This window comes from Streptomyces sp. NPDC059355, assembly GCF_042752335.1.
Lineage (GTDB): Bacteria > Actinomycetota > Actinomycetes > Streptomycetales > Streptomycetaceae > Streptomyces.
Map to the genome: position 1 here is coordinate 23,982 of NZ_JBHYXN010000054.1, position 26,647 is coordinate 50,628.

General features: G+C 74.4%; 20 protein-coding genes. 10 read left to right on the forward strand and 10 right to left on the reverse strand.

The annotated features are described in order from the left end of the window. Positions 1-165: 165 nt before the first annotated feature. Genes ACFXGI_RS33970 through ACFXGI_RS33980 form a run of 3 tightly spaced genes read right to left on the reverse strand, consistent with a single transcriptional unit; the run spans position 166 to position 2,407 of the window. Entirely contained in the window at positions 166-1,038 is an 873-nt protein-coding gene (locus ACFXGI_RS33970) for a biotin-dependent carboxyltransferase family protein (protein ID WP_384715306.1), read from the reverse strand. Further along, complete coding sequence (locus ACFXGI_RS33975; RefSeq protein ID WP_384715309.1) at positions 1,035-1,652, reverse strand: allophanate hydrolase subunit 1; 618 nt, start codon at positions 1,650-1,652, stop codon at positions 1,035-1,037. The genes ACFXGI_RS33970 and ACFXGI_RS33975 overlap by 4 nt, the downstream gene beginning before the upstream one ends. Beyond that, on the reverse strand, positions 1,649-2,407 hold the full coding sequence (locus ACFXGI_RS33980) for a LamB/YcsF family protein (RefSeq protein WP_384715351.1): 759 nt from the start codon (positions 2,405-2,407) through the stop codon (positions 1,649-1,651). The genes ACFXGI_RS33975 and ACFXGI_RS33980 overlap by 4 nt, the downstream gene beginning before the upstream one ends. 149 nt (positions 2,408-2,556) lie before the next feature. Between ACFXGI_RS33980 and ACFXGI_RS33985 the strand changes: the two genes are divergently transcribed. From ACFXGI_RS33985 to ACFXGI_RS33995, 3 genes are all read left to right on the forward strand, one after another. Then, positions 2,557-4,062 (forward strand): hypothetical protein, encoded by a 1,506-nt coding sequence (locus ACFXGI_RS33985; RefSeq protein WP_384715312.1) that lies wholly within the window; start codon positions 2,557-2,559, stop codon positions 4,060-4,062. A 133-nt stretch (positions 4,063-4,195) separates the two neighbouring features. After that, positions 4,196-5,113 (forward strand): hypothetical protein, encoded by a 918-nt coding sequence (locus ACFXGI_RS33990; protein WP_384715315.1) that lies wholly within the window; start codon positions 4,196-4,198, stop codon positions 5,111-5,113. Between the two features lie 63 nt (positions 5,114-5,176). Continuing rightward, positions 5,177-9,898: a hypothetical protein gene (locus tag ACFXGI_RS33995; protein WP_384715318.1), complete on the forward strand. Its 4,722-nt coding sequence runs from the start codon at positions 5,177-5,179 to the stop codon at positions 9,896-9,898. A gap of 79 nt (positions 9,899-9,977) precedes the next feature. Here the strand turns inward: ACFXGI_RS33995 and ACFXGI_RS34000 are convergent, their stop codons facing one another. After that, positions 9,978-10,469 (reverse strand): hypothetical protein, encoded by a 492-nt coding sequence (locus ACFXGI_RS34000; protein ID WP_384715321.1) that lies wholly within the window; start codon positions 10,467-10,469, stop codon positions 9,978-9,980. 383 nt (positions 10,470-10,852) lie between these two features. On the opposite strand from ACFXGI_RS34000, the gene ACFXGI_RS34005 reads away from it, so the two are divergent. The 4 genes from ACFXGI_RS34005 to ACFXGI_RS34020 are packed head-to-tail and all read left to right on the forward strand — an operon-like array spanning position 10,853 to position 15,065. Next, complete coding sequence (locus tag ACFXGI_RS34005) at positions 10,853-13,576, forward strand: nitrate- and nitrite sensing domain-containing protein (RefSeq protein WP_384715324.1); 2,724 nt, start codon at positions 10,853-10,855, stop codon at positions 13,574-13,576. After that, positions 13,573-14,010: a roadblock/LC7 domain-containing protein gene (locus tag ACFXGI_RS34010; protein ID WP_384715327.1), complete on the forward strand. Its 438-nt coding sequence runs from the start codon at positions 13,573-13,575 to the stop codon at positions 14,008-14,010. Before ACFXGI_RS34005 ends, ACFXGI_RS34010 begins: the two co-directional genes overlap by 4 nt. A gap of 10 nt (positions 14,011-14,020) precedes the next feature. Continuing rightward, the gene (locus ACFXGI_RS34015; protein WP_030871927.1) at positions 14,021-14,458 is read left to right on the forward strand and encodes a DUF742 domain-containing protein; all 438 of its coding nucleotides are present in this window, start codon (positions 14,021-14,023) and stop codon (positions 14,456-14,458) included. Continuing rightward, the gene (locus ACFXGI_RS34020) at positions 14,439-15,065 is read left to right on the forward strand and encodes an ATP/GTP-binding protein (RefSeq protein ID WP_030871931.1); all 627 of its coding nucleotides are present in this window, start codon (positions 14,439-14,441) and stop codon (positions 15,063-15,065) included. The genes ACFXGI_RS34015 and ACFXGI_RS34020 overlap by 20 nt, the downstream gene beginning before the upstream one ends. 244 nt (positions 15,066-15,309) lie before the next feature. Here ACFXGI_RS34020 and ACFXGI_RS34025 read toward each other — a convergent pair whose 3' ends face one another. Genes ACFXGI_RS34025 through ACFXGI_RS34035 form a run of 3 tightly spaced genes read right to left on the reverse strand, consistent with a single transcriptional unit; the run spans position 15,310 to position 17,370 of the window. Next, a complete protein-coding gene (locus ACFXGI_RS34025; RefSeq protein ID WP_384715330.1) occupies positions 15,310-16,500 on the reverse strand; it encodes a lipid-transfer protein in 1,191 nt (396 codons plus the stop codon). Continuing rightward, positions 16,497-16,961 (reverse strand): Zn-ribbon domain-containing OB-fold protein, encoded by a 465-nt coding sequence (locus ACFXGI_RS34030; RefSeq protein ID WP_384715332.1) that lies wholly within the window; start codon positions 16,959-16,961, stop codon positions 16,497-16,499. The genes ACFXGI_RS34025 and ACFXGI_RS34030 overlap by 4 nt, the downstream gene beginning before the upstream one ends. Before the next feature lie 40 nt (positions 16,962-17,001). Next, entirely contained in the window at positions 17,002-17,370 is a 369-nt protein-coding gene (locus ACFXGI_RS34035) for an Mpo1-like protein (protein WP_384715334.1), read from the reverse strand. 106 nt (positions 17,371-17,476) lie between these two features. On the opposite strand from ACFXGI_RS34035, the gene ACFXGI_RS34040 reads away from it, so the two are divergent. Then, on the forward strand, positions 17,477-17,989 hold the full coding sequence (locus tag ACFXGI_RS34040; protein WP_384715336.1) for an NUDIX domain-containing protein: 513 nt from the start codon (positions 17,477-17,479) through the stop codon (positions 17,987-17,989). A gap of 84 nt (positions 17,990-18,073) precedes the next feature. On the opposite strand, the gene ACFXGI_RS34045 is transcribed toward ACFXGI_RS34040, so the two are convergent. Continuing rightward, positions 18,074-20,491, reverse strand: coding sequence for a glycoside hydrolase family 31 protein (locus ACFXGI_RS34045; protein WP_384715338.1), 2,418 nt, complete (start codon positions 20,489-20,491; stop codon positions 18,074-18,076). Positions 20,492-20,699: 208 nt separating this feature from the next. Between ACFXGI_RS34045 and ACFXGI_RS34050 the strand changes: the two genes are divergently transcribed. Both ACFXGI_RS34050 and ACFXGI_RS34055 read left to right on the forward strand, forming a co-directional pair. Then, positions 20,700-22,682: an acetoacetate--CoA ligase gene (locus tag ACFXGI_RS34050; RefSeq protein ID WP_384715340.1), complete on the forward strand. Its 1,983-nt coding sequence runs from the start codon at positions 20,700-20,702 to the stop codon at positions 22,680-22,682. 63 nt (positions 22,683-22,745) lie between these two features. After that, complete coding sequence (locus ACFXGI_RS34055) at positions 22,746-23,678, forward strand: hypothetical protein (RefSeq protein ID WP_384715342.1); 933 nt, start codon at positions 22,746-22,748, stop codon at positions 23,676-23,678. Positions 23,679-23,773: 95 nt separating this feature from the next. Here the strand turns inward: ACFXGI_RS34055 and ptsP are convergent, their stop codons facing one another. Further along, positions 23,774-25,444 carry a phosphoenolpyruvate--protein phosphotransferase gene (gene ptsP / locus ACFXGI_RS34060; RefSeq protein WP_384715344.1) on the reverse strand — a complete coding sequence of 557 codons (1,671 nt, stop codon included), beginning with the start codon at positions 25,442-25,444 and terminating at the stop codon, positions 23,774-23,776. Between the two features lie 75 nt (positions 25,445-25,519). Then, a complete protein-coding gene (locus ACFXGI_RS34065) occupies positions 25,520-25,969 on the reverse strand; it encodes a PTS glucose transporter subunit IIA (protein WP_384715346.1) in 450 nt (149 codons plus the stop codon). Positions 25,970-26,647 lie beyond the last annotated feature (678 nt).

Genomic DNA, 26,647 nt, shown 5'->3' on the forward strand with positions numbered 1-26,647 from the left:
CGGACACACACCCGGCCCGGCCCCCTGACGAGAGGGGGCCGGGCCGGGGTCTGTCCGGCCGTGTCGCGGCTCCCCGGCCCGGGCCGGGCACCGGGGTCCCTCCCCCTGCGCCGACGACCCGGTCGGCCCCTCACCCGGTGCTTGGCCGCAGCCCCCGCGAACGTTTCACCGGGCCCTCACGAACCTCACCGGCACCCCCGGCCGGGCCTGGGCCGCCGCGTCGAGGGCCGGGCCCGCGGGGACCACGCCCACCACCGGATAGCCGCCCGTCACCGGGTGGTCGGCCAGGAAGACCACCGGGAGGCCGTCCGGGGGGACCTGGACCGCGCCGAGGACCATGCCCTCGCTCGGGAGTTCACCGCCGCGGGCGCGGATCAGCCGGGTCCCGGCCTCGGTGCGCAGGCCGATGCGGTTCGACGCCGGCGAGACCCGGAACTCCGCACGCCACAGGGCCGCGATCGAAGCCGGTTCGAACCAGTCCGCCCGCGGCCCCGTGCGCAGCGGCAGCACCAGCTCGCCCGGTGTCCCCGGCAGAGCCGGCACATCGACCCCGCGGACCGGATCCGGACCGGCCGGGCCCACCGGCAGCACCGTCCCGGCCGACAGGACGGGCGGTCCCAGCCCCGACAGCAGGTCCGTCGAGCGGCTGCCCAGGACCGGCGGTACGCAGAACCCTCCCCGCACCGCGACGTAGCCGCGCACACCCGACTCCGCCCGGCCCACCTCCAGCTCCGCCCCGGCCCGAAGCCGTACCGGCGCTCCCCAGGCCACCGCGCGACCCGACACCCGTACGGCACACGGCGCGCCCGTGACCGCCACGGTCACCGGGGCCAGCGCGCGCAGGGCGACCCCGTCCAGGGTGGTCTCCAGGGCGGCCGCGTCCGCCGGGTTGCCCAGCAGGCGGTTGGCCAGCGCGTGCGCCCCCGTGTCCAGCGCGCCCGACCTCGGCACCCCCAGGTGCGCGTACCCGGGCCGCCCCAGGTCCTGGACGGTCGTCAGCGCCCCCGCCCGGAGCACCCGCAGCGCCGCGCCGCTCACCCCGCCACCTCCTCGAACCGCACCCGTACCCCCGGCGCGAACAGCGCCGCAGGCTCCCGCTCCGGATCCCACAGCACCGCGTCCGTCGTCCCCACCAGCTGCCAGCCGCCGGGGGAGGAGCGCGGGTACACCCCCGCGTACTCGCCGGCGAGGGCCAGCGAGCCCGCCGGGACGGCCGTACGGGGCGTGGCCCGCCGGGGCAGGTGGAAGCGCTCCGGCAGCCCGGTCAGGTAGCCGAATCCCGGCGCGAACCCGCAGAAGGCCACCCGGAACACGGTTTCCCCCACGATCTCGGCCACCTCCCGCTCCGCGACCCCCCACAGCCGGGCCACCTCCGCCAGGTCCGGCCCGTCGTACCGCACCGGGACGGTGACCAGCGGCCCCTCGGTCTCCGGGAGCGGCGGCACCTCCCAGCGCGCGATCCGCTCCGCCAGCGCGCCCGGCTCGCGCACACCGTCCAGCAGCACGGTCCGCGCGGCCGGCACGAGGTCCCGTACGGCGCCCAGCTCGCCCGCGTCCCGCCGCCGGAGCAGCTCCGCGTGGAGCGCCGCGACCTCCGCCGCCGAGTCCAGCTCGATCAGCAGCGCCTCGCCGCCCACCACCAGCGGCCTCACGCGAAGGCCTCCACCCGCACCCCGGCGGCGCCCAGCGCCTCGCGGACGCGCAGCGCGAGCCCGGCCGCCCCCGGGGTGTCCCCGTGCAGGCACAGCGAGCGCGCCCGCAGCGCCACCGGGGAGCCGTCGGCGGCCGTCACCACGCCCTCGGCCGCCATCCCGACCGCCCGGGCGACCACGGCGTCCGGGTCGTGCAGCACCGCCCCCGGCTCGCCGCGCGGCACCAGCGTCCCGGCCGGTGTGTATGCCCGGTCGGCGAAGGCCTCCGGCACGGCCGTGAGCCCCGCCGCCCCGGCGGCGGCCAGCAGCAGCGAGCCCGGCAGGCCCAGGACGGGCAGGCCGCCGGCCCCGGCCGCCAGCCGGACACCGGCGATCACCGCGCCCGCCTGGTCGGCGTCGTGGACCGTGCGGTTGTAGAGCGCACCGTGCGGTTTCACGTACGACACCTTGGAGCCTGCCGCCCGGGCGAAGACCTCCAGCGCCCCGATCTGGTACGCCACCTCGTCGGCCAGCTCGCCCGCCGGCACGTCCATCGAGCGCCGCCCGAAGCCCGCCAGATCCCGGTACGAGACCTGCGCGCCGATCCGTACGCCCCGCTCCGCGGCCAGCTCGCAGACCCGGCGCATGATGGACGGGTCCCCGGCGTGGAAGCCGCAGGCCACGTTGGCGCTCGTGACCACGGACAGCAGGGCCTCGTCGTCGGTCAGGGTCCAGCGCCCGAAGCCCTCGCCCAGATCGGCGTTGAGGTCGATCAAAGGTGCGATCATGGAAACCATGCCGTGAGCGTAGAACGTGGCGGCGCGGAACAGTGCGCGTCCGGCGGAACCGGCGGCGCCTGCCGGGACCGATCCGGCCGAACCATGCCGTTTGGGATGTTGTCGGTGTCAGCGCCTAGTCTTTGTCCGTGACTCTCCCCGCCCCGGCGAAGCCCCTTCCCTCCCCGGCGCCGGGCCCGGCCGCCGACGAGGGCCTGGCACGGCGGCTGCGCGCGCTCGCCTGCACCGCCCCGCTGCACGACCTCGACGTACGCAAGGCCAATCTCGCCGGCGAGTACGGGATCTACGCGATGGCGGAGGTCGCGCTCGCCGCGATCGACCTCGTCACGCTCAACATGGACTTCGACACCGGCGCGGACCACGAGCAGATAGTGGCCCGGCTGCTGCCGCGCGTCGCCGCGCAGGCACCGGACCGCCCGGCGGCCGAGCACGAGCGGGTGGCCCGCTGGGTGCTGGAGAACCTGATCAACGTCGGCAGCGTCGACCGGGGCTTCCGCGCAATCTACGGAACCTTCGGCCCGGACGGGGTGTACGTCCGCCGGGACTACGACTTCAAGCTGATCGAAGAGGTCCCCGGCTACGGCGGGGCGGTCTACCTCCGTACGACGGACGAGGCCGTCAACGTACTGGTCGGCGCCCTCGACACGGACGTCACCAGCGCGCAGATCGCCGCCGAGGTGAAGCTGGAGGTCCTCATCAGCCGCGGCAGGCTGGCCGACGCCCAGCTCGCCGCCGAGCAGGCCCGGTACCGCACGGTGCAGTACGCGGAGACCCTGCGCCGCACGCTGGACGCGACCCGGCGCAACGTCCGGGCGGTGGACTGGCTCGAGTCCGTGCCGGACATGATCGAGGAGGCCCTCGACCACGTCGCCGACCGCTACCGGCACGAGAACGCGATCCTGACGAACATCCGCCGGGCCCGGGACGAGGCCGAAGAGCCCGACAACAAGCGGCGCGCCGCCGAGCTCGTCGACATCGTCAAGGACTGCATCCGCCGCCACACCCAGCTCCAGTCGAGGCTGCTCGACGCGGGTCCGCTGTTCCGCGCGGAGCAGGACCGGCAGGCCTTCGCGGCCCCTGCGCCGCGCTCCGGGATCGACCTGTACGGGCAGCTCGTGGCGCCCGTGCTGCCGCTGCCGCTCGCCCAGGCCTCCCGGGTCACGGACGCCTTCTTCGCAACGGCGGTCGGACTGCGTACCCCGGTCTCGGTGCGCGTCGCCGACCTGGTCGAGATATTGCTGACCCCGCCGGTGGAGCGCGAGCACCTCGGCGCGGAGATGCCGGAGCCGGACCTCATCGCCACCCCGGACGACAGCCGGTTCAGCGAGGAGCAGCTCGCCGCCGCGATGGAGCTCCTGGACCTGCCGCACGACGCCCCGCGCCGGCTGTCGGGCCTGCTCGCCGAGGCCCGGCGCAGCGACCCCGACCTGCCGTACCTGGTGGCCCTGCTGGCCGTCCACGCGGCGAGCCCGGCCGTCGGCACGGCGTACCGCCAGGGCGAGGAGCGGCTGCTCTTCGCCGTGGACGACGGCACACAGCTCGAAGACCCGGAGTTCGGCGGCGCGGACCTGATCGTCGGCACGGCCCTCCTGGACGCGGCCGCGATGACCGCGGACCGCACGGAGGCGGCATGAGCCCCGCCCGGGCGCAGGAGCCCGCCCACGCCGCGCGGCCGAGCCGCATGATCCAGCACAGCGGGAAGGGGCGGGGCGGGCGAGCGAATCCGCCCGCCGCCGCAACCACCGCACACCACGAGAGGCAGTACCCGTGAGCGACCACCACGCCGAACACCCCGCGTGGAGCGAGGCCGACGCGCCGGCGGCCCCCGTCGCGCCCGCCCCCGTCGCGCAGACCCCCGCAGGGGCCGTCACGCCCGCCGACGCCTCGGACGCGGCCCGGCTCGTCGCGTTCGGGCTCCAGCCCAAGCTGCTCCCGGCCCGCGACGCCGAGTACGCCGAACTGCTGCGCCGCTACCGGGAGGAGCCCGCCTTCGGCCGTCTCGCCGACGCCGTCGCCACCGGCCTCGGCCTCGTCGTCCTGGAGGTGTCCCCGCGCGCCGGCATGGCCGTCGCCGCCGGCGAGGACTCCGTGTTCGCCGTCCGGATGGGCGACTACGCCCGCCGTACGACCGCCGACTCCGCCGACCGGTTCCTGCACGGCCTCGCCCACCTCGCCGTCGCCGCCCTCGCCTACCCCCGCCCCGAGGACCTCGCCGACGACGGCTACATCGGCCGGATCACCGTCAACGGGGTCGACGCCTTCGTCCGGCAGACCTGCCGCCGCCTTGAGGAGCGCGCCGAGGAGCTCGGCGAGAACACCGACCCGGCCACCGACGCCCCCGGCCTCGAAGCCGCCTGGCGGGTCTACGCCCGCCGCAGTGCGACCGGCGCCACCAAGGACGCCCGCCGCCTGGCCGGCTCCACCACCGGCATCGTCGGCAAGGCCGCCGCCTTCCTCACGGACTCCGGGTTCCTGCAGCGCACCGGCGACGACGCCGGCGGTACGTACCGCACCACCCCCCGCTACCAGCTCCAGGTCCGCGACATGGCGGGCAGCGCGGCCATGGCCGAGCTCCTGGAACTCGGCGTGGTCCCCGTCAGCGACGGCTCCGCCAGCCTCCTGCCGCCGCCCGAGGGAGACGACCTGGAGCTCGCCGCCGACGCCGGCCTGCCCTTCCACGCCTGAGTCCCGCCGCCCGACCTGCCCTCCGTACCCCTCCGTACCGAGAATTCACGAGAGTCCGCCGCCATGTACGAGCTGTCCCGGATCCGCCTCTACTCCATCGGGCCCGCCGGTGCGCGCTACGCCGACACCGTGCTCGACCTGCGCGGAGTCGGCGAGCCGGTGCCCCACCCGGCGCCCGCGCAGGCGGAGTTCTTCGCGGACGAGCCCACGGGCCCGCCGCGCCGCCCGGCGCCCGCGGGCGTGCTCTTCCTGGAGAACGGCGGCGGCAAGTCCGTCCTGCTCAAGCTGATCTTCTCGGTGATGCTCCCCGGCCACCGCAACACCCTCGGCGGCGCCAGCTCCGGCGTCCTGCGCAAGTTCCTGCTCGCCGACGACTGCGGCCACGTGGCCCTGGAGTGGCAGCACACCCGGACCGGCGAGTGCGTGGTCGTCGGCAAGGTCAGCGAATGGCGCGGCCGCCAGGTCTCCAACGACCCGCGCAAGTTCGCCGAGGCCTGGTACTCCTTCCGCCCCGGCCCGGGCCTGAGCCTGGACAACCTCCCCGTCGCCGAGGCCACCGCCGTCCGCCCGCCCGTCGAAGGCGCCTCCGGCGCCCGGGGCCGGCGCCGCACGATGAAGGGCTTCCGTGACGCCCTCACCGAGGCCGGCAAGGCGTACCCGCACCTGGAGGTGTACTTCGAGGAGATCCACGACCGCTGGAACGAGCACCTCACCGAGCTCGGCCTCGACCCCGAACTCTTCCGCTACCAGCGTGAGATGAACGCCGACGAGGGTGAGGCCGCCGGCCTCTTCGCGGTCAAGAAGGACTCCGACTTCACCGACCTGCTGCTGCGCGCCGTCACCGACACCCGTGACACCGACGGCCTCGCCGACCTGGTCCACGGCTTCGGCAACAAGCTCGGCCGCCGTGCCGAGCTGATGGCCGAACGGGACTTCACGGCCGGCTCGGTGGACCTGCTGACCAAGATCGTCGAGGCCGCCGAGACCCGCTCCCGGCTCCGCGACGTCCACGCGGGCGCCGAGCGCCGTACGCGCACCCTCGCCCGGCGGCTGTCGGCCCGCGCCGCCGAGGAGCGCGGCCGCGCCGCCGACCTCGCGCAGCGGGTCACCGGCGCCGCCCACGCAGTCACCTCCGCCGAGTCCGCGCGGACCCGCAGCGCCGCCGTCTCCGCCGAGCTCGCCTACCGGCACGCCTCGCTGGCGCTGACCGTCGCCGACAAGGCCGCCGCCGCCCAGCGCCGCGAGCTCCTCGAAGCCCGCACCCTGCACTCCGCGTGGCAGGCCGCCGAGATCGTGCTGCGCCACCGCGCCGCGTCCGACCGCTCCGCCCGGGTCGCCGCCGCGATCCTGGAGGCCGAGCGGGACGCCGCCCCGGCGCTCGCCGCCCGCGCGACGGCCGCCGCCGGGCTCGTGCGGGCCCTGCACACGGCCGCCGAGAACGGGGAGCGCGTCGCCAACGAGGAGGAGGAGCGGTCCGCCGCCCTCCAGGAGGCGGGCGAGGCCGCGCACCGCGATGCCACCGCCGCCGCGACGGCGGCCCAGCGGGCCCGCAGCGAGGCCGAGCACCTGCGGGCCCGGCTCGCGGAGGTCCAGCAGGAGACCGCCGAGGCCGTACGGGCCGGCTGGCTCGACGACTCGGCGCCCGACGCGGACCCGGCGCGGGCGGCCCTGGCCGCGAGCGACGCCGAGAAGACCACCGTCGCCGCCTGGGACGAGTCCCGCGCCGCCGCCCGCACCACCGCCGACGCCGCCCGCGAGGCCGCCGCCGCGGAGTCCCGCGCCGAACTCACCGCCGCCCGCGCGGCGGACGCCGCCGACGCGGCCGAGGCCGCGCACGACGCCGAGCACCGGGCGGCCGCCTCCCTGGCCGCCTCCCCCCGCCTGGCGGAGCTCCTGGGCCTCCCGCCGGTCCCCGAAACCTTCCTTCCCCACCCGCGTACGGGCACCCCGGCCGAACCGGGCACGCCCGCGGGCCCGTCCGCTTCGACGGGCTCGCCCGCGGCCGGGGCCGCCCTCGCGCCGGCGCACGACCCGGCCGGCTCCCGTACCGCCGCGGGCGGCGGGCTCACCGTCGCGGACCTCGACCGGAACGCGGACGAGCTGCGCGAGATGCTCACCCGCGGAGTCGGGGCGGCCGAGCGGCAGCTGTTCGAGCTGCGCACCGCCGCCGCCGACGACGCCCGCATCCTCGGCGCGCTCGGCGACGGCGGGTTGCTGCCGCCCGGCCCCGACGTCCTCGCCACCGTCGAGTACCTCGGCGAACACGGCATCCCGGCCCTGCCCGGCTGGCGCTACCTCGCCCAGTCCGTGGACCCGGCCGACCACACAGCCGTCCTCGCGGCCCGCCCCGAGCTCGTCGACGGCGTGGTCATCACCGACCCCGACACCCACGCCCGGGCCCGCGAGGTCCTCTCCGCGGCCGCCCTGCTGCCCCGCTCCACCGTCGCCGTCGGCACGGCCGCCGCCCTGCTCGCCCCCGTGCCGCCCGCCGATCAGTCCGACGCCGGGGTGTTCCTCGTACCGCCGAACCCGGCCATGCACGACGAGCACGCCGCCGACGAGGAGCGCCAGGCGCTGCGCACCCGCGCCACCGCCCGCGACACCGAGATCCGGGACCTGGCCGCCCGCCTCGCCGGAGACCGCGAACTCGCCGCCCGCCTCGCCTCCTGGCGCACCGGCTGCCCGCCCGGCCGCCTCGCCGAGCTCGCGCAGCAGGCCGAGGCCGCCCGCGCGTTCGCCGAGGAGGCGGACGCCGAGCTCGCGGAGGCCCGTACCGTACGCGCCGAGGCCGACGAGACCGCCGCCGACGCCGCCCGCGTCCGCGACGAGCGCCAGGACGCCGCCCAGCGGGCCCGCCGCGCCGCCGACGCCCTCGCCGGCCTCGCCTTCCGCCTGCGCGAGCGCGCCGGCTGGCAGGCGAAGGTCCGCGAACTCGCCGACGAAGCCGCCGAGTCCGAGGCCCGCGCCGAGGTCTGCCTGGACCGGGCCCGCGCCGCCGACGAGGACCGCCGCGCCGCCCAGCGCGCCGCCGACGACGCCCGCCGCACCGCCCGCGCGCTGCGCGCCGAGCGCGCCGAGATCGCCGGCGCCCCCGAGCCGCTGCCCGAGGAAGACGGCGCCGCCAAGGCGCCCCTGCCCGACCTGCGCGAGGCCTACCGGGCCGCCTCCCGGCTCTACGAGAAGGTCGGCGTCGGCGCCGACCTGCGCGCCGAACAGGCCCGCGCCGAGAGCGACGAGAGCGCCGCCCTCGCCGAACTCGACCGGCTCACCAACAAGGTCCGCACCCGCGCCGCCCAGCTCCTCGAAGGCACCGACGGCGCCGACGGGCCCTCCCGGCAGGCGGCCGCCGCCCGCGCCGAGTCCCTCGTACAGATGCTGGAGACCCGCGCGCAGGTCGCCAGCGAGCAGCTCGGCCGGCTCCGCGGCGAGGCCGAACGGCACGCCCCCACCGAGGGTGAAGCCCACACCGACCTGCCCGAGGACCTGATCCCCGGGGACGTGGAACAGGCGCAGGCCCTCCTGCGCACCGCCACCGCCCAGCTCGCCGCGCACACCGCGGCCGTGGAGACCGCCCGGGCCGCCCACGCCGACCTGCTGCGCGCCCACCGCACCGCCGAGGACGGCGCCGGGGGCTTCGACGAGACCGCGGCGATGCTGCGGGACCTGCTGCGCGACCACACCCACCCCGACGACGAGCAGGAACCGGCGGCCCACCCGGGCACGCTGGAGGAGGCCCGCCAGTCCGCCGCCGAGGCCCGCCGCTCCCTGCGCGGCTGCGCCGCCGACCTCTCGGCCGCCGAGGCGGCGGTGCGCGAGGCGAGCGACATCCTGGTCCGCCACGCCAACTCCAACCGCTACGAGCAGGTACGCACCCCCGCACGCCAGCAGATCCGCGAACTGCCCGCCTCCGCCCTGCCCGAGCACGCCGCGGCCTGGGCGGCGGCCTTCGCGCCGCGGCTGCGCGTCCTCACCGACGAGCTGGCCCAGCTGGAGCGCAACCGCGACAGCATCGTCGACCGGCTGCGCGGACTGGTGGAGTCCGCCCTGGCCACCCTGCGCTCCGCCCAGCGGCTCTCCCAGCTCCCCGAGGGCCTGGGGGAGTGGTCGGGCCAGGAGTTCCTGCGCATCCGCTTCGAGGAGCCGGACCAGGCCACCCTCACGGAACGCCTCGGCGAGGTCATCGACGAGGCGACCCGCGCGGCCGTGAAGAAGAACAGCAGCGCCTCCTTCGGCGAGGGCCGCCGCGACGGCATGTCCCTGCTGCTCCGCGGAGTGCAGGCGGCCCTGGAGCCCAAGGGCATCTCGGTCGAGATCCTGAAGCCGGACGCGGTGCTGCGCGCGGAGCGCGTCCCTGTGGGCCAGATGGGCGACGTGTTCTCCGGCGGCCAGCTGCTCACCGCCGCGATCGCGCTGTACTGCACGATGGCGGCGCTGCGCAGCAACGACCGCGGCCGCGACAAGCACCGCCACGCGGGCACGCTGTTCCTCGACAACCCGATCGGGCGCGCGAACGCCACGTACCTGCTGGAACTCCAGCGGGCCGTCTCGGACGCGCTCGGCGTGCAACTCCTTTACACCACGGGTCTGTTCGACACCACGGCCCTCGCCGAGTTCCCGCTGGTCATCCGGCTGCGCAATGACGCGGACCTGCGGGCGGGCCTGAAGTACATCAGCGTGGAAGAGCACCTGCGCCCGGGCCTGCCCCAGCAGTCCCCTGAGGAGGAGACCATCCACGGCGAGATCACGGCCACCCGCATGTTCCGCCGTTCCGCGACCGTCTCCTGAGCGAGGTCCCGGTGCTCCCGGTACGGGGCGTCCCGCCGGGCCCCCGACCGGGCGTCCCGTACGGGCGTCAGCCCGGGTTTCAGCTCGCCCGGTAGCGCCGGTCCGCACCCGGCGGCGGCCACGCGGCAGGCCGGGGGCCCGCTGCCTCGCCGCCGCCCCGCGGTATTCGGCCCGCTCCGCCGCCCGCTCCGCCGTGCGGGTCGGGGCGGGCCTCCTGGCGGGCCCGGCGCCGCTCGCGCCGCCGCCCGCGGGCCGTACTGCTCGGCTCGGACACCACCCCGTACCGCTGGTTCCACATCTGCTGGGTGATCAGCACGTCCAGCACGCCCCAGGTGGCCACCACAGTCCCCGCTATCGCGCAGAGCGCCATCGGGAGGGCCAGCCAGGAGCCGGTCACCACCAGGAAGAAGGTGACCGTCGCCCCCGTCAGCGTGACGGCCACGATCAGCACCGCCCGCACCGCCGAATCCCGCACCGGGTCCGGCATCCGGCGCCTGCGGGCCGGTTCCTCCTCCCACAGCGGCCGCCCCCGCGCGCCCGCCATGACCCCGTCGTCCTCGTACATCCCCATCGCACGCTCCCCCTGCCCCGTCCCCTCAACCAGCTAGACGTTCGAAACCGCCCGGAGATTCCCGTATCCACCAGACTTCTCCCCAGCACCTGCCCATCCCGGAACGAAGAATTCCAGCCATCCATTCGATTGCGGGAACTGACACCCCACCAAGTGTCATCTGCCACATAACGGGCTGCACTTGACCGGATGTGTCGGACAACTGGTGATCTACGCCCTGACACCCGGCCGAAAACGTCCGGACACGCCTTCGAAGCCGCTCCCCGGCAGTAGTAGGCTCACGCCGTTTAAATGACGGAACACCGACCCCCGACAACGGGGTTGAGCTGGGGGAGGCTGGGGAGGCCATGCGCTTTCGCGGGAAGTCCATCCGCCGGAAGATCGTGGCGTTGCTCCTTGTGCCGCTCGTCTCCCTCACCGCCCTCTGGGGCTTCGCGACCGTGCTGACCGGCCGTCAGGCCCTCGAACTCCTCGACGTCGCCTACGTCATCGACAAGGTCGGATACCCCGTCGAGGACGTCGTCCGCGTCATCCAGAAGGAACGCCGCCAGACCCTCGTCGTCCTCGGCGACCCCCGCGCCTCCACCGCCACCGTCGAACTCGCCAAGCGCCGCGCCGCCACCGACGAGCTCGTCGACCGCATCAGCAAGAACGCCAAGGACCCCGAGGTCTCCGACGAGCTCGCCCCGGAAGCCGCCCAGCGCCTCGACTCCATCCTCGACGCCTTCCACGGCATCGGCGCACTGCGCCGCTCCGTCGACCAGAACACCCTCGACCCGAACCAGGCGCTCGAGCTCTACAGCCGACTCGTCGACCCCTGCTACGACTTCCTCCTGAACCTCCACGCCCTCGAGAACGTCGAGATGGACAAGCAGGGCCGCGCCCTCGTCGGCGTCACCCGCGCCCGCGAGACGCTCTCCCGCGAGGACGCCGTCGTCGCCGCCGCCCTCGCCGCGCGCAACGTCACCCCCGCGGACGTCCGGCACGTCTCCGACTTCGCCGCCAACCGCACCCTGCTCTACGACTTCAACCTGGCGATCCTCCCGGCCGACGACCGCGAGCAGTTCGAGCAGTACTGGGGCGGCGCCGATACCAAGCCGCTGCGCGACGCCGAAGAGCGGTTCATCACCGGCGGCTCCGGCAAGAACCCGCGCATCACCGCCGCGCAGTGGGACGAGGCCGCGAACAAGGTCCTCGACGACCTCGCCGCCATGGGCACCGCCGCCGGCGACCGCTACCAGAAGCGCGTCGAACCCGTCGCCATGGACGTCCTCGTCCAGGCGGCCATCGCCGGTGTCCTCGGCTTCATCGCCCTCGTCTTCTCCGTCGTCCTCTCCGTGCGCATCGGCCGCGACCTGGTCCGCGACCTGTCCCGGCTGCGCAAGGAGGCCCACGAGGTCTCCGGCGTCCGGCTGCCCGCCGTCATGCGCCGTCTCGCCGCCGGCGAGCACGTGGACATCGAGACCGAGGCCCCGCGCCTGGAGTACGAGAAGGACGAGGTCGGCCAGGTCGGCCAGGCCCTCAACACCCTCCAGCGCGCCGCCGTCGAGGCCGCCGTCAAACAGGCGGAGCTGCGTCGCGGCGTTTCCGAGGTGTTCGTCAATCTGGCCCGCCGCAACCAGGTCCTGCTGCACCGACAGCTGACCCTGCTCGACACCATGGAGAGGCGCACCGAGGACGCCGAGGAGCTTGCCGACCTCTTCCGCCTCGACCACATGACCACCCGCATGCGCCGCCACGCCGAAGGCCTCGTGATCCTCTCCGGCGCGGCCCCCTCCCGCCAGTGGCGCAAGCCCGTCCAGCTCATGGACGTCGTACGGGCCGCCGTCGCCGAGGTCGAGGACTACGAGCGCATCGAGGTACGGAGGCTGCCGCGGCTCGGCATAGCCGGCCCCGCCGTCGCCGACGTCACCCACCTCGTCGCCGAACTCCTGGAGAACGCCACCGTGTTCTCCCCGCCGCACACCGCCGTCCAGGTGCTCGGCGAACGCGTCGCCAACGGCTTCACCCTCGAAATCCACGACCGCGGCCTCGGCATGAACCCGGAGGCGCTGCTCGACGCGAACCTCCGGCTCGCCGACACCCCCGAGTTCGAGCTCTCCGACACCGACCGCCTCGGCCTGTTCGTCGTCAGCCGCCTCGCCCAGCGCCACGGCGTCAAGGTCGTCCTCCAGCCCAGCCCGTACGGGGGCACCACCGCCGTGGTGTTCCTCCCGGCGGCCCTGCTCACCGAGGCACCCGAGACCAACGGCACCGGCCTGCGCCTCGGTGACGGCAAGGGCGGCCGGGCAGCAGGCCAGGGCGCCAAGAACGGGCGCGGCCCCGCCCGGCCCGCCCCGGCAGCGGTGGAGCGCGCCCCGGCCGGCCGTTCGCTGGCCGCCCCGGAACTGCGCGGCCCGGTCGAACTGGAGGCCCCGCTCGGCGTGCTCGGGCTGGACGGCCTCGACGACCCGGCCGCCCTCGACGAGATCACCACCGGGATCGCCGGGCTCACCGGCATCGGCAGCCGACCCGCCATGGCCACCCTGGACGACGAGACCCCGCCGAACGGCACCCCGCGCAGCGCCCTGCTGGGCCTGCGTCCGGCCGACCGCACGCACACCGACCGCAAGGGCGGCCCGGAGCGGGAGCCGCTGGCCCCCACCGGCCCGGTCCGGCTGGACAGCCACCGGGCCGACCCGGTCCGCGGCGCCCGCCCCGACGGGCCCCGGTCCGTGGGCGCCGTGCCGCTGCCGCGCCGCAGGCCCGCCCCCACGCTGGTCGCCGAGCACGGCCGCCGCGTGGAGCCCCGCCCGGTCACCGCGGTCCCGCAGCCCGCGGCGGAGCCCGAGCCGCCCGCCCAGGGGCCGGGCGGGCTGCCCAAGCGCGTCCGCCAGGCCAACCTGGCGCCCCAACTGAAGAACGCCCAGGCCTCCGCGCCCGCCGAAGCCGCCGCGGACCAGATGGTCCACCGCGACGCGGACGAGGTACGTACGCGCATGTCCGCACTCCAGCGCGGCTGGACGGCGGGCCGCACCCAGCAGGCACAGCAGCAGCAGTCCGGAGCCGGGGAAGGCACTTCCGCCGCCACAGGTCCCGGATACGAGAACGAGGGGGACGGTCGATGACCGCACCGCAGACCGGCAACGACACCCGGGGCCGCGGCTCCGGTACGCTCAACTGGCTCCTCGACGAGCTCGTCGACCGGGTCGGCAGCATCCGCAAGGCCGTGGTCCTCTCCGGCGACGGCCTGCCCACCGGCAGCTCGAAGGACCTGACCCGCGAGGACAGCGAGCACCTGGCCGCCGTGGCCTCCGGCTTCCACAGCCTGGCCAAGGGCGTCGGCCGCCACTTCGAGTCCGGCAGCGTCCGCCAGACCGTGGTCGAGCTGGACGAGGCCTTCCTCTTCGTCATGGCCGCCGGCGACGGCAGCTGCCTGGCCGTGCTCTCCGACGCCGACTCCGACGTCGGGCAGGTCGCGTACGAGATGACCCTCATGGTCAAGCGGGTAGGCGACCACCTGGCGACCGCTCCCCGCTCCGGGCTGCCAGCCGGAGGGTGAGGCGGACGGCATGAGCGATCCAGGCCAGAACGATCCGGCCGAGAACGATCCAGGCCGGTCGCACGACCCCGCCCACCCGCACTGGTTCGACGACGAGGCCGGCCCCGTCGTACGCCCGTACGCCATGACCCGCGGCCGGACGAGCCACGCCGGCCAGCACCGGCTGGACCTGATCGCGCTCGTCGTCGCCGAACCGGCGGCCGACGATCCGGTCTGGGACCTGACCCTGTCCCCCGAGCACTCCCACATCCTCGGGCTGTGCCGGGAGCGGCCGCAGTCGGTCGCCGAACTCGCGGCCGAACTCGACCTCGCGGTCGGGGTCGTACGTGTCCTGATCGGCGACCTGGCCGACGAGGAACTGATCCATGTGAACCGGCCGGTACCCCCGGCCGAACTGCCCGATGAATCCATTCTGCGTGAGGTGATCGATGGCCTTCGGGCGCTCTAGCCGCACCGGTGCCATGCATGCCGTGTCACCGGTCGAGCCGCTGACCCTGAAGATCCTGGTCGCGGGCGGCTTCGGGGTGGGCAAGACCACCCTGGTCAGTGCGGTGAGCGAGATCAGACCGCTGCGGACCGAGGAAGTGCTGTCGGAGCCCGGCATCGGCATCGACGACACCGGGGGAGTCGAGGGCAAGAGCACCACCACCGTGGCGATGGACTTCGGTCGCATCACGCTGCGCGAGGACCTGGTGCTGTACCTCTTCGGCACGCCCGGACAGGACCGCTTCTGGTTCCTGTGGGACGAGCTGGCCCAGGGCGCGCTCGGCGCCGTGGTCCTCGCCGACACCCGCCGCCTCGCCGACTGCTTCGCCGCCGTCGACTACTTCGAGCGGCGGGGGATCCCCTTCACGGTCGCCGTCAACTGCTTCGACGGCGCCGAACGCCATCCGGTGGTGACCGTGCGGGAGGCGCTGGACCTCGACCCCGAGGTACCGGTGCTGCTGTGCGACGCCCGGGACCGGGAGTCCGTCAAGGACGTGCTGGTGGGGGTCGTGGAACACGCGATGTCGCTGGCGCGGGCCCGCCGCCGGAGCCTGACCGCGGGGACCTGAGGCCCCCGCGCACAGGAGGCGGCCCGTACCCCCGCCGACTGGGGTACGGGCCGCGGCTCTCATGGGGGGCTGGAGGGCCTCCGGGGCGTCGTACGCGGCGGGAGGCTGTGGAGCGAGTGTGAACCTGCCTCCGGGGGCCGTCAAGCGTTCCGACAACAGCACCTGTTCAGGGTCGCCGCCCGGCGCCGGCCGTGACCCCGGCGTGGCCGCCGGCGTCACGGGACGGCCCCGCCGCCGGCTCCCGTCACCGCACCGCGACGACGGCCGATCCGTGCCCGAACAGCCCCTGGTTCGCGGTGATCCCCGCCCGGGCCCCCGGTACCTGCCGGTCCCCGGCCGTGCCGCGCAGCTGCCAGGTCAGCTCGCACACCTGGGCGATGGCCTGTGCCGGCACCGCCTCGCCGAACGAGGCCAGGCCACCGCTGGCGTTGACCGGGACCCGCCCGCCGAGCGCCGTCGCTCCTTCCCGTACGAGCTTGGCCCCCTCGCCCTCGGCGCACAGGCCGATGTCCTCGTACCACTCCAGCTCCAGGGCGGTGGAGAGGTCGTACACCTCGGCGAGCGAGAGGTCCCCCGGCCCGAGCCCGGCCTCCTCGTACGCGGCCCGCGCGATCGACGCGCGGAACGAGCCCGGCGCCGGCCGTACGGCGGTCACCGAGTCCGTGGCGATGTCCGGGAGGTCGAGGACCGTACGCGGATACGTCGGCGTCACCGTCGACACCGCCCGGATCCGCACCGGATCGCCGACCCCGCGCGAGCGCGCGAAGTCCATGCTGCTCAGGACCAGCGCCGCGCCCCCGTCCGAGGTGGCGCAGATGTCGAGCAGCCGCAGCGGATCGGCGACGACCGCCGACTGCGCGACCTCCTCGGCCGTGACCGGCTTGCGGTACCGGGCGAGCGGGTTCAGGGCGCCGGCCGCGGCGTTCTTCACCTTCACCTGCGCGAAGTCCTCCGGCGTGTCCCCGTACACGGCCATCCGGCGCCGCGCGTAGAGGGCGAAGTACGCCGGGTTCGTGGCGCCCAGCACGCGGAAGCGCAGCCAGTCAGGATCGTCCGGCCGGTCCCCGCCCGCCGGGGCGAAGAACCCCTTGGGCGCCGCGTCCGCGCCGACCACCAGGACGACGTCGGCCAGCCCGGCCAGGATCTGCGCCCGCGCCGCGCCGATGGCCTGGGCGCCGGAGGCGCAGGCCGCGTACACGCTGGTCACCCGCGCGCCCTGCCAGCCGAGGGCCCGGGCGAAGGTCGCGCCGGCCACGTAGCCGGGGTAGCCGGAGCGCACGGTGTCGGCGCCGACGATCGACTGGACGTCGGCCCATTCCAGCCCGGCGTCGGCCAGTGCGGTCCGGGCCGCGGCCCGCCCGTACTCGACGAAGCTGCGGCCCCATTTGCCCCAGGGGTGCATTCCGGCCCCGAGGACGGCGATGTCGGCGCTCACGCGGCGCCTCCCGTCGGCCTGAACCGCCAGGTGGTCCACACGGTCCCGGTGTCCGCGTCCTCGTTCAGCACGCCGCCGACCACCTCGACCTCCATCCCGACCGCCAGATCGGCGACCGTGACCCCCGGAGCCGTCTGCCCGAGCACCACCATCCCCTCGGCCTCCAGCTCCACCGCGACCAGGGTGTACGGCTCCCAGGGCGCGTCCGGGTCGGACGCGTACGGCGCGGGCGGCCGGTACCGCCCGTCGGTGTACGACCACACCCGGCCGCGCGGGGACAGCGGCACCTCGGCGAGCGATCCGCCGCCGGGGCAGTGCGGATTGCGGCAGTACGCGTCCTCGCGCGGGAAGAACACCGCGGTGCAGGCGGAACACCGGGTGCCGAGCAGCCGGAAGCCGCCGCCCTCCGGTCCGTCCTCGGTGAACCACCCGCTCACGACGGGTGTACGTGTACGTCCCAAGGGAACCCCTCCCCAGCCGGCCCAGCCATCTGACGGATCGTCAGAAGTCTGTCACGGGCGGGCAGTCCTGGCACGGGTTCTCGGCAAGCCACTTCTGCGCGATCTCCCCCAGCTCCGCGTCGCGCCCGGCCAGCATCATCCGGATCATCTGCACGTCCCCGCGCAGCGACCACGCCGGGTGTCCGAAGGTGGCCGGGTTGTTCCCCTCGATCAGGAAATGGGCCGGCCAGGCCGTCCCGTACCCGATCAGGGGCAGCGCGGCGAGGAACCGCTTCCGGCCCCGCGCCAGGCCGTACGCGGTCAGGGCGAGCCCGGTCAGGGTTCCGGTGAGGTGGATCCAGCGGGTGGCGGCGCGGGAGTGCTGGGCGACGTAGTAGGGCCAGAACTCCTCGTACGAAGCGAAAGTCATGCGGGCACGGTACTCACGGCGGGCCGGGGGCGACAGGGACCGGGAAGCCCGAGGACGTGCGCTGCAACTGCGCTCACCCGCAGACCCCTTGGCATACGATCGCCGTATGCCGGCACAGCAGAGGGACTCGCACTGCTCCACCTGCGGAGCACCGTTCGACACGACCGCCTGGCCCCGTACGTGCGCCTCCTGCGGGGCCGTCACCTACCGCAACCCGCTCCCGGTGGCCGTCACGCTGCTCCCGGTCGAGGACGAGGCGGGCACCGGACTGGTGGTGATCACCCGCACCATCGAGCCGGCCCTCGGGGGCATCGCCCTGCCCGGCGGCTTCATGGACTTCGGCGAGGACTGGCGCGACGCGGTCGTCCGCGAGCTGCGCGAGGAGACGGGCATCCACGCCCCGGCCTCCGAGGTCACCCTGGCCGACGCCATGAGCTCCCCGGCGGGCCACCTGCTGCTCTTCGGCCTGCTGCCGTCCCGCCCGAAGGCCTCCCTCCCGCCCTCGGCCCCGACGGACGAGACCTCGGGCTGGCACGTCCTGCGCACCCCGGCGGAACTGGCCTTCCCCCTCCACACCCGAGCCACGGCGTCCTGGTTCGCCGGCCGCTACACCGCTTGATCCGAACGACCCCCTGAGGGCGCTCCGGCCGCGGCCGGAGCCGCCGCGCCCGCGGCCCTGCGGCCCTGGTCCGCCGGACACCCCCTAAGGCCACACCCCCTGAGGCCGCCCCGGAACGCCTTCCCCCGACCCCTGCCCGGCCCCCGGCCCGAGCCCCCGTACCTCCACCCCCTCCACCGGCTCCCCGGCCTCGGTCTCCACCACCACCGCGTCCCCCGCCCACCGCACCGCGTACCGCTCGACCCCGCCCGCCTCGAACCCCGGCCCCGGATCCCGGATCACCACCCCGCCGCCCGTGCGCCCCCGCGCCGGAGCCCACGCCTCCAACCCGACCCCACCGCCGGCGGAGCGCACCGGAAGCACCGCCCCGGCCCGGGCCAGCACCGGGATCCGGCCCTGCGGCGCGTCCAGCAGGACCTGCCCGGGGCCCTCGTACGCCCTCCCCGTCGCGGTGTCGTACCAGCGCCCCCGCGGCAGCCGCACCGCCCGCCGGTCCGCCCCGCACTCCAGCACCGGCGCCACCAGCAGCGCGTCGCCGAGCAGGAACGCGTCCTCGCAGTCCCGCAGCGCCCGGTCCTCCGGCGCCCCCCACCACAGCGGCCGCACGTACGGGGCGCCCGTCCGCCGCGCCAGCTGGGCCAGCGTCAGGAAGTACGGCCGCAACCGCTCCCGCTCCGCCAGCACCTCCCGGGCCCGCTCCTCCACTTCCGGCCCGAACTCCCACGGCTCCCGCCGCCCGGCCCAGATCGCCGAGTGGGTCCGGAACAGCGGCAGGTACGAGCCCAGCTGAAGCCACCGCAGATACAGCTCCGGCGAGGGCGAGCCCCCGAAACCGCCGACGTCCGGCCCCGAGTACGGCACCCCGCACAGGCCGAGCCCCAGGACCAGCGCCAGCGAGGCCCGCAGCCCCTCCCAGCCCGTCTCCACATCCCCCGACCAGGTGCCCCCGTACCTCTGCATGCCCGCCCACCCCGACCGGGAGAACAGGAACGGCCGCTCGTCCGGCCGCAGCCGGACCAGCCCCTCCCAGCCCGCCCGCGCCATCCCGAGCGCGTACACGTTGTGCGCGGACCGGTGGTCCCCGCCCGCCCCGTCCATCGCGTGCCGCGCCGAACGGGGCAGCGTCATGTCCCCGAACGGAGCAAAGGACACCGGCTCGTTCATGTCGTGCCACACCCCGGCGAAGCCCTGCTCCAGCCGCTCCCGGTACAGCCCGCCCCACCAGGTGCGCACCGCCGGATCCGTGAAGTCCGGGTACGCGCACTCGCCGGGCCAGACCTCGCCCCGCACCTCCTGCCCCCGGGCGTCCCGTACGAAGGCCCCGCCCGCCCCCACCGCCAGGCCCGACGCGTGGACGGCGTCGCCCGCCTTCACCGCCGGGTCGACGATCGACACCAGCCGTACACCCTGGTCCGCAAGCTCCCGCGCCAGCCCCGGCAGGTCAGGGAACCGCTCCTTGTCCACCGTGAACACACGGTGCTCGTCGTAGTGGTCGATGTCCAGGTGCACGGCCGACAGCGGGAGCCCGCGCGCCGTGTAGCCCGACACCACCCGCCGCACCTCCTGCGCACTCCCGAACCCCCAGCGCGCGTGCTGGTACCCGAGCGCCCACTCGGGCGGTACGGCGGCCCCGCCGGTCAGCCCCGACCAGCCCTGCAGCACCCGGGCCGGCGTCCCCACCAGCACCCAGCACCGCAGCGGCCCGCCCTCCATGCGCAGCTCGCTCGCCCCCGGCCGGTCCGCGCCCGAGCCGGCGCCCTCCTCGCCCTCGCGCAGCGCCACCCGCCCGTCCCAAGGGTTGTCGTGGAACACCAGGTGGGTCCCCGCGTCCGCGACCACCATCTGCACCGGCATCGTGATGTACAGCGGGTCGTCGCCCGGCCCGAAGCCGCCCTTGGGGTCCGTGTTCCACAGCCGGTACACCCCGTCGCGCAGCCGCGGCCCGCCGGCCCGCCCGCCCAGCCCGAAGAACCGGGCGTCCGCCGGCACCTCCGACCGCTGGAGCCAGCGCGACTCCGCCGGCTCCCCGGCGACCGGCTCCACCGGCTCCCACCAGCGCGGCGGCAGCTCCCTGCGCAGCACCGTCCCGCCGGGCGTGCGGACCTCGATCGCCCCGTGCCGGGACACCGCCACCGTCACCCGCTCGGAGACCACCCGCCAGCCGCCGCCGGTGTCCGGTTCCAGGGCGGCCCGCGGATCGGGCTCGGGGCCACTGCCGACCAGCGCGTACGAGGGTGTCGGCCCGGCCCCGTCCCAGCCCCAGAACACCGCGCCGCCGGCCGTGACCCGTACGAGCAGCTCCGAGCGGGCGAACCGCAGCACCCCACCGCCCGGCCGCGGCTCGGTACCGGTCAGCAGACCCGGCACGCGGGCCCGCTCCGCGCCCCGGCGCGGGAGCCCCAGCGCGTCCGCGCGCCGGTGGCGCCAGGCCGAGCGCCACGCACGCCGTCCGCGCTCCGTACCGATTTCCTTCACCGCACGCACCAGATCGCGACCGTTCATGCTGCTCACCCTGTCACCGGCCGCCCGGCGAGCGGGCGGCGTTCAACTTCCGTTCACTCGTCCAAGAGGCCCCTGGTGCGGAGGTGGATCACATGGCATCGTCCCTGTGGGCCGTCGCGCACACCCACCGCACGACGGCGCCGAACGCACGCCCCGCACACATCACGCACACGACGCGCGAGCCGCAGACTTGACCGGGAGCCGACCCATGACCTCAGCCACCCCGCCGGAAGCCCTCTGGTCCCCGGGCCCCGACCGGATCGCCGCGGCCCGCATCACCGCCTTCCAGGCCTGGGCCGCGGACCGGTTCGGAGCCCCCGCGGACGGCGGCTACCCCGCCCTGCACAGCTGGTCCGTCGACGAGCTCGACACCTTCTGGCAGGCCGTCGCCGAGTGGTTCGACGTCCGGTTCACCACCCCGTACGAATCCGTCCTCGCGGACCGCTCCATGCCGGGCGCGCACTGGTTCGCGGGCGCCACCCTCAACTACGCCGAGCACGCCCTGCGCGCCGCCGAGGACCCGGCGCGCGCGGACGACGCCGCGCTCCTCCACGTGGACGAGACCCACGAGGCGACCCCCGTCACCTGGGCAGAGCTCCGCCGCCAGGTCGGCGCACTCGCCGCCGAGCTGCGCGCCCTCGGCGTACGCCCCGGCGACCGGGTGAGCGGCTACCTCCCCAACATCCCCGAGGCCGTCGCCGCGCTCCTCGCCACCGCCGCCGTGGGTGCCGTGTGGACCTCCTGCGCCCCCGACTTCGGCGCCCGCAGCGTCCTCGACCGCTTCCAGCAGGTCGATCCCGTGGTCCTGTTCACCGTGGACGGATACCGCTACGGCGGCAAGGAGCACGACCGGCGCGACACCGTCGCCGAACTGCGCGCCGAGCTCCCCACGCTGCGCGCCGTCGTGCACATCCCGCTGCTCGGCACGCCGGCCCCCGAAGGCGCCCTCGCCTGGTCGGACCTGGTCGCCGGCACCGCCGAGCCCGTCTTCGAGCCGGTCCCGTTCGATCACCCGCTCTGGGTGCTGTACTCCTCCGGTACGACGGGCCTGCCCAAGGCCATCGTGCAGTCCCAGGGCGGCATCCTGCTGGAGCACCTGAAGCAGCTCGGCCTGCACTGTGACCTCGGCCCCGAGGACCGGTTCTTCTGGTACACCTCCACCGGCTGGATGATGTGGAACTTCCTCGTCTCCGGCCTGCTCACCGGGACGACGGTCGTCCTGTACGACGGCAGCCCCGGCTACCCCGACACCGGGGCCCAGTGGCGGATCGCCGAGCGGACCGGGGCCACCCTGTACGGGACCTCCGCCGCGTACGTGATGGCCTGCCGCAAGGCGGAGGTGCACCCCGGACGGGACTTCGACCTCTCCGCAGTGAAGTGCGTGGCCACCACGGGCTCGCCGCTCCCGCCCGACGGGTTCCGCTGGCTGCACGACGAGGTGGCGGAAGACCTCTGGATCGCCTCCGTCAGCGGCGGCACCGACGTCTGCAGCTGCTTCGCCGGCGCCGTCCCCACCCTCCCCGTCCACATCGGCGAGCTCCAGGCCGCCTGCCTCGGCACCGACCTCCAGTCCTGGGACCCGTCCGGCAAGCCGCTGATCGGTGAGGTCGGCGAGCTCGTCGTCACCAACCCGATGCCCTCCATGCCGATCCACTTCTGGAACGACCCGGACGGCAGCCGCTACCGCGACAGCTACTTCGAGATGTTCCCCGGCGTCTGGCGCCACGGGGACTGGATCACGATCACCGACCGCGGTTCCGTCGTCATCCACGGCCGCTCCGACTCCACGCTGAACCGGCAGGGCGTCCGGATGGGGTCCGCCGACATCTACGAGGCCGTCGAACGCCTCCCCGAGATCAAGGAGTCCCTGGTCATCGGCCTGGAGGAGCCGAACGGGGGCTACTGGATGCCGCTGTTCGTCCACCTCGCGCCCGGCGCGACGCTCGACGACGACCTCCGCGGCCGCATCAAGGCGACGATCCGCGAGGAGCTCTCCCCGCGCCACGTCCCCGACGAGGTCATCGAGGTTCCGGGCATCCCGCACACCCTGACGGGCAAGCGCATCGAGGTCCCGGTCAAGCGCCTCCTCCAGGGCACGCCGATGGCGAAGGCGGTCAACCCGGGCTCGGTCGACAACCTCGAACTCCTGCACTTCTACGAGGAGCTGGCCCGCACCCGCACCCGCGGCTGAGGTCACTGTCAGTGGTCATGGTTACCGTGAGTGAGCAATCGAATGCGCCACTCAGGGGGAGCCATGCCACGGACACGCCACGACACCAGTCAGACCACCGCCCGGACCGCACGGGCCGGCGGCCGCACCACCCGGCGCCGCATGCTGCGCCGCGAAGTCCCCAGCACCGTCGGCCTCCTGGCCGACGCCGGGGACTTCGCGGCCATGCGCGGCTACCGCAGCTTCACCTTCGGCGACCACGACGACTACCTCCGCCACGTCGACGGCCTGCTCCGGTCCCTCGCGGCCCAGGGCATCCACACCACCGTCGCCCTCTTCGACCCCGACGAGTACGCCGAGTTCTGCAGGGAACACGGCATCGACCCGGACACCGCCCGAGCCCGTACCCGCTTCACGGCCGAGCTGGCCGGCGCCGGCACCGTACTGCCCTACACCGGGCAGCCCATCGACGAGCTCGTCCCGCTCCTCGTCGACGAGGCCGTCCGCCAGGCCACCTGGGAGTACGCCACCACCCTGCTCGCCGGCGTCGGCAGCTGCGCCGACTGCGGCGAGGACATCGGCCACGCCTCCTTCACCCGGGCCACCGAAACCCTCACCCGCCTCGTCGAGGGAGCCGGGCCGGGACACCACCACCTCGTCTGCAGCGTCCCGGCCCAGGACGAACAGCTCGTCGCCGTCCTGCACGCGGAGGCCGTCGCGGACCGGGACGGCCCACCACGCATCGAGGGCCGCGAAAGCCTCGACTTCGTGACCGTCCTGGCCGCGGGCCTCGCCCTCGGCGGTCCCGGAGGACTGGTGCTGCGCAGCACCACCGAGGGATTCGGCGACCGGGTCCACGGCTGGCGCCTGGACCGCGGCCGCCTGGTCCCGCTCTCCGCGGCGGCCGTGTTCAACGCCTACTGCACCGATGCCGACACCGGGGACCCCGTCGCCCCCGAATCCGGAGTCGAATACTGCCCCGGCTACGAGGTGGACGACCCCACCCCGCACCACTAGCCCTCAAGGAGGGGACGGGGACAAGCAAGGAGAGGAGACGACCGAGGGGCCCCCGCCACCGGCGAAGGCCCCTCGATCGACACCACCTGTCCCGGCTACTCGCCGGACAGCACCGCCTGGGCGGCCACGCGGGCCTCCTCGGCACTGTCCGCCGCACGCGCCGCGGCCGCGGCACGCTCGCACTGGGCCAGCGTGTACTTGGCGAGCGTCGCCCGCACGTAGGGAATCGAAGCGGCACCCATCGACAGAGAGGTGACACCCAGACCCGTCAGCACACAGGCCAGCAGCGGGTCGGAAGCGGCCTCACCACAGACACCACAGCTCTTGCCCTCCGCCTTGGCCGCGTCGGCCGACATGGCGATCAGGTCGAGCAGCGCCGGCTGCCACGGGTCCTGGAGCCTCGACACCGCACCGACCTGACGGTCCGCGGCGAAGGTGTACTGCGCCAGGTCATTGGTGCCCAGCGACAGGAACTCGACCTCCTGGAGGATCGAGCGCGCCCGGAGCGCGGCGGAGGGGATCTCCACCATCGCGCCGAACTTCGCCTGCAGCCCGGCCTCACGGCACGCGTCCGCGAACGCCTTCGCGTCGATCCGGTCGGCCACCATCGGAGCCATGACCTCGAGGTGGACCGGCAGTCCCTCGGCCGCCTTGGCCAGCGCGGTCAGCTGCGTCCGCAGCACGTCCGGGTGGTCCAGCAGCGAACGCAGACCGCGCACGCCCAGAGCCGGGTTCGGCTCGTCGGCCGGCGTCAGGAAGTCCAGCGGCTTGTCGGCGCCGGCGTCCAGGACACGTACGACGACACGGCCCTCGGGGAAGGCCTCGAGCACCTTGCGGTACGACTCGATCTGCTTCTCCTCGGACGGCGCCTTCCTGCTGTCGTCCAGGAACAGGAACTCGGTGCGGAACAGACCCACACCCTCGGCCCCGGCCTCCACGGCCGCCGGCACGTCCGCCGGACCGCCCACGTTGGCCAGCAGCGGCACCTTGTGACCGTCGGAGGTCGCTCCCGGACCGGACGAGGCCGCGAGAGAGGACTTGCGCTCGGCGGCCGCGGCCTCCAGCTCGGCCCGCTTCTCCGCGGTCGGCTCGACGAACAGGTCACCGGTGCTGCCGTCGACGGCGATGACCGTGCCCTCGGCGATCTCGCCCGCACCCGGCAGCGCCACGATCGCCGGCACGCCCAGCGCCCGCGCGAGGATCGCGCTGTGGCTGGTCGGGCCGCCTTCCTCGGTGACGAAGCCGAGGACGAGCGTCGGGTCGAGCAGCGCGGTGTCGGCGGGAGCCAGGTCCCGCGCGATCAGCACGTACGGCTCGTCGCTGTCCGGCACACCCGGCATCGGCACGCCCAGCAGCCGCGCCACGATGCGGTTCCGTACGTCGTCCAGGTCGGCCACCCGGCCGGCCATGTACTCCCCGGCCCCCGCGAGCAGGTCGCGGTACGAGGCGAACGCGTCGTACACCCCGCGCTCGGCCGTGCTGCCGACGGCGATGCGCCGGTCGACGTCCGCCATCAGCTCGGGGTCCGTGGCGATCATCGCCTGGGCCTCCAGCACGTGCTGGGCCTCGCCGCCTGCCAGCTGGCCGCGCGCGATCAGGTCGGCGGACACAGCCTCCACGGCCTTGCGGGCGCGCCCCTGTTCGCGCTCCGCCTCGTCCGCGGTGATCTGCTTGGCCGGCGGCTCGAGAACCGCCGTGCCCATGTGCCGGACCTCGCCGATCGCCACACCGTGGCTCACGCCGACGCCTCGCAGCGTTGTCTCCATTTCACCCGTCTCCGATTGAGCGGCGGGCCCAGCCGCCGCGGTGGATGTCCGACCCGCCCGTGCAGGCGGACGAGGTCACTGCCAGCTGAACAGGGCGTCGTCGGTCTTCACGTCACCGGACTCGACGAGGGCGGACAGGGAGTCCGCGGTCGCCTCGAGTGCCACGACGGGGCAGATCGGCGACTTGCCGGCGTCCTCGACGGCCTGCGGGTTCCAACGGATGACGGCCTGGCCACGGGTCACGGTGTCGCCCTTGTTGACGAGCAGCTCGAAGCCCTCGCCGTTGAGCTGGACCGTGTCGATCCCGAGGTGGGTGAGCACACCGTGCCCTTCGCCGTCGACGACGACGTACGCGTGCGGGTGCAGGGAGACGACCACACCGTCGACGGGGGCCACCGCCTCCGACGGCTCGCGTACGGGGTCAATAGCGGTGCCCGGACCCACCATTGCGCCGGAGAACACCGGATCGGGCACTGCCGCGAGTCCGATGGCGCGCCCGGCGAGTGGGGACGTCACGCTGGTCATGGGGGGCCTCCCAGGGGTGGGGCTTCAACGTGTCGTCGTCACAATCTGTGCTGCGACGACGTACTTTCAGAAGGGTATGTCATGACACGTCCCGGTTCGCCCGATGTGCACCCCCCTGCGGGAGGGCACGCCATGCGACCGCAACGACGTAGTGGACTAGACCATACGCCTGAATCGATTTGCTTGGGCACCACGGGCCCTGTACTGTCGTGACTCCCGCCAGGACGTGCCGCGTGAACTTCTCGCGAACATCCGATGGACGGGATTCCTCCTCTTCAGTGCAGATCTTGATCCGTGCTGCTCTTCGTATTGCCTTCCCGGTAAATCGAGTGAGTGGTCAGGGAGCCGGAAAAGCCCTGATAGAGTCGGAACCGCCGGAAAGGGAAAACGCGAAAGCGAAGACCCCGGAAAGCAAGCGGAACTGACTCTGATAGAGTCGGAAACGCAAGAACGAAAGCCCGGAGGAAAGCCCCAGTAAGTGTTACTGAGGGTGAGTACAAAGGAAGCGTCCGTTCCTTGAGAACTCAACAGCGTGCCAAAAATCAACGCCAAAAGTTGATACCCCGTCCATTTCGGTGGATGGGGTTCCTTTGAAAAAGACCTGTGAGGTCGCCTTCGGGTGATGCTTGCAGGCAATTACACAGCGAGGACGCAGTGGTCAGTCGGTCATATTCCGAC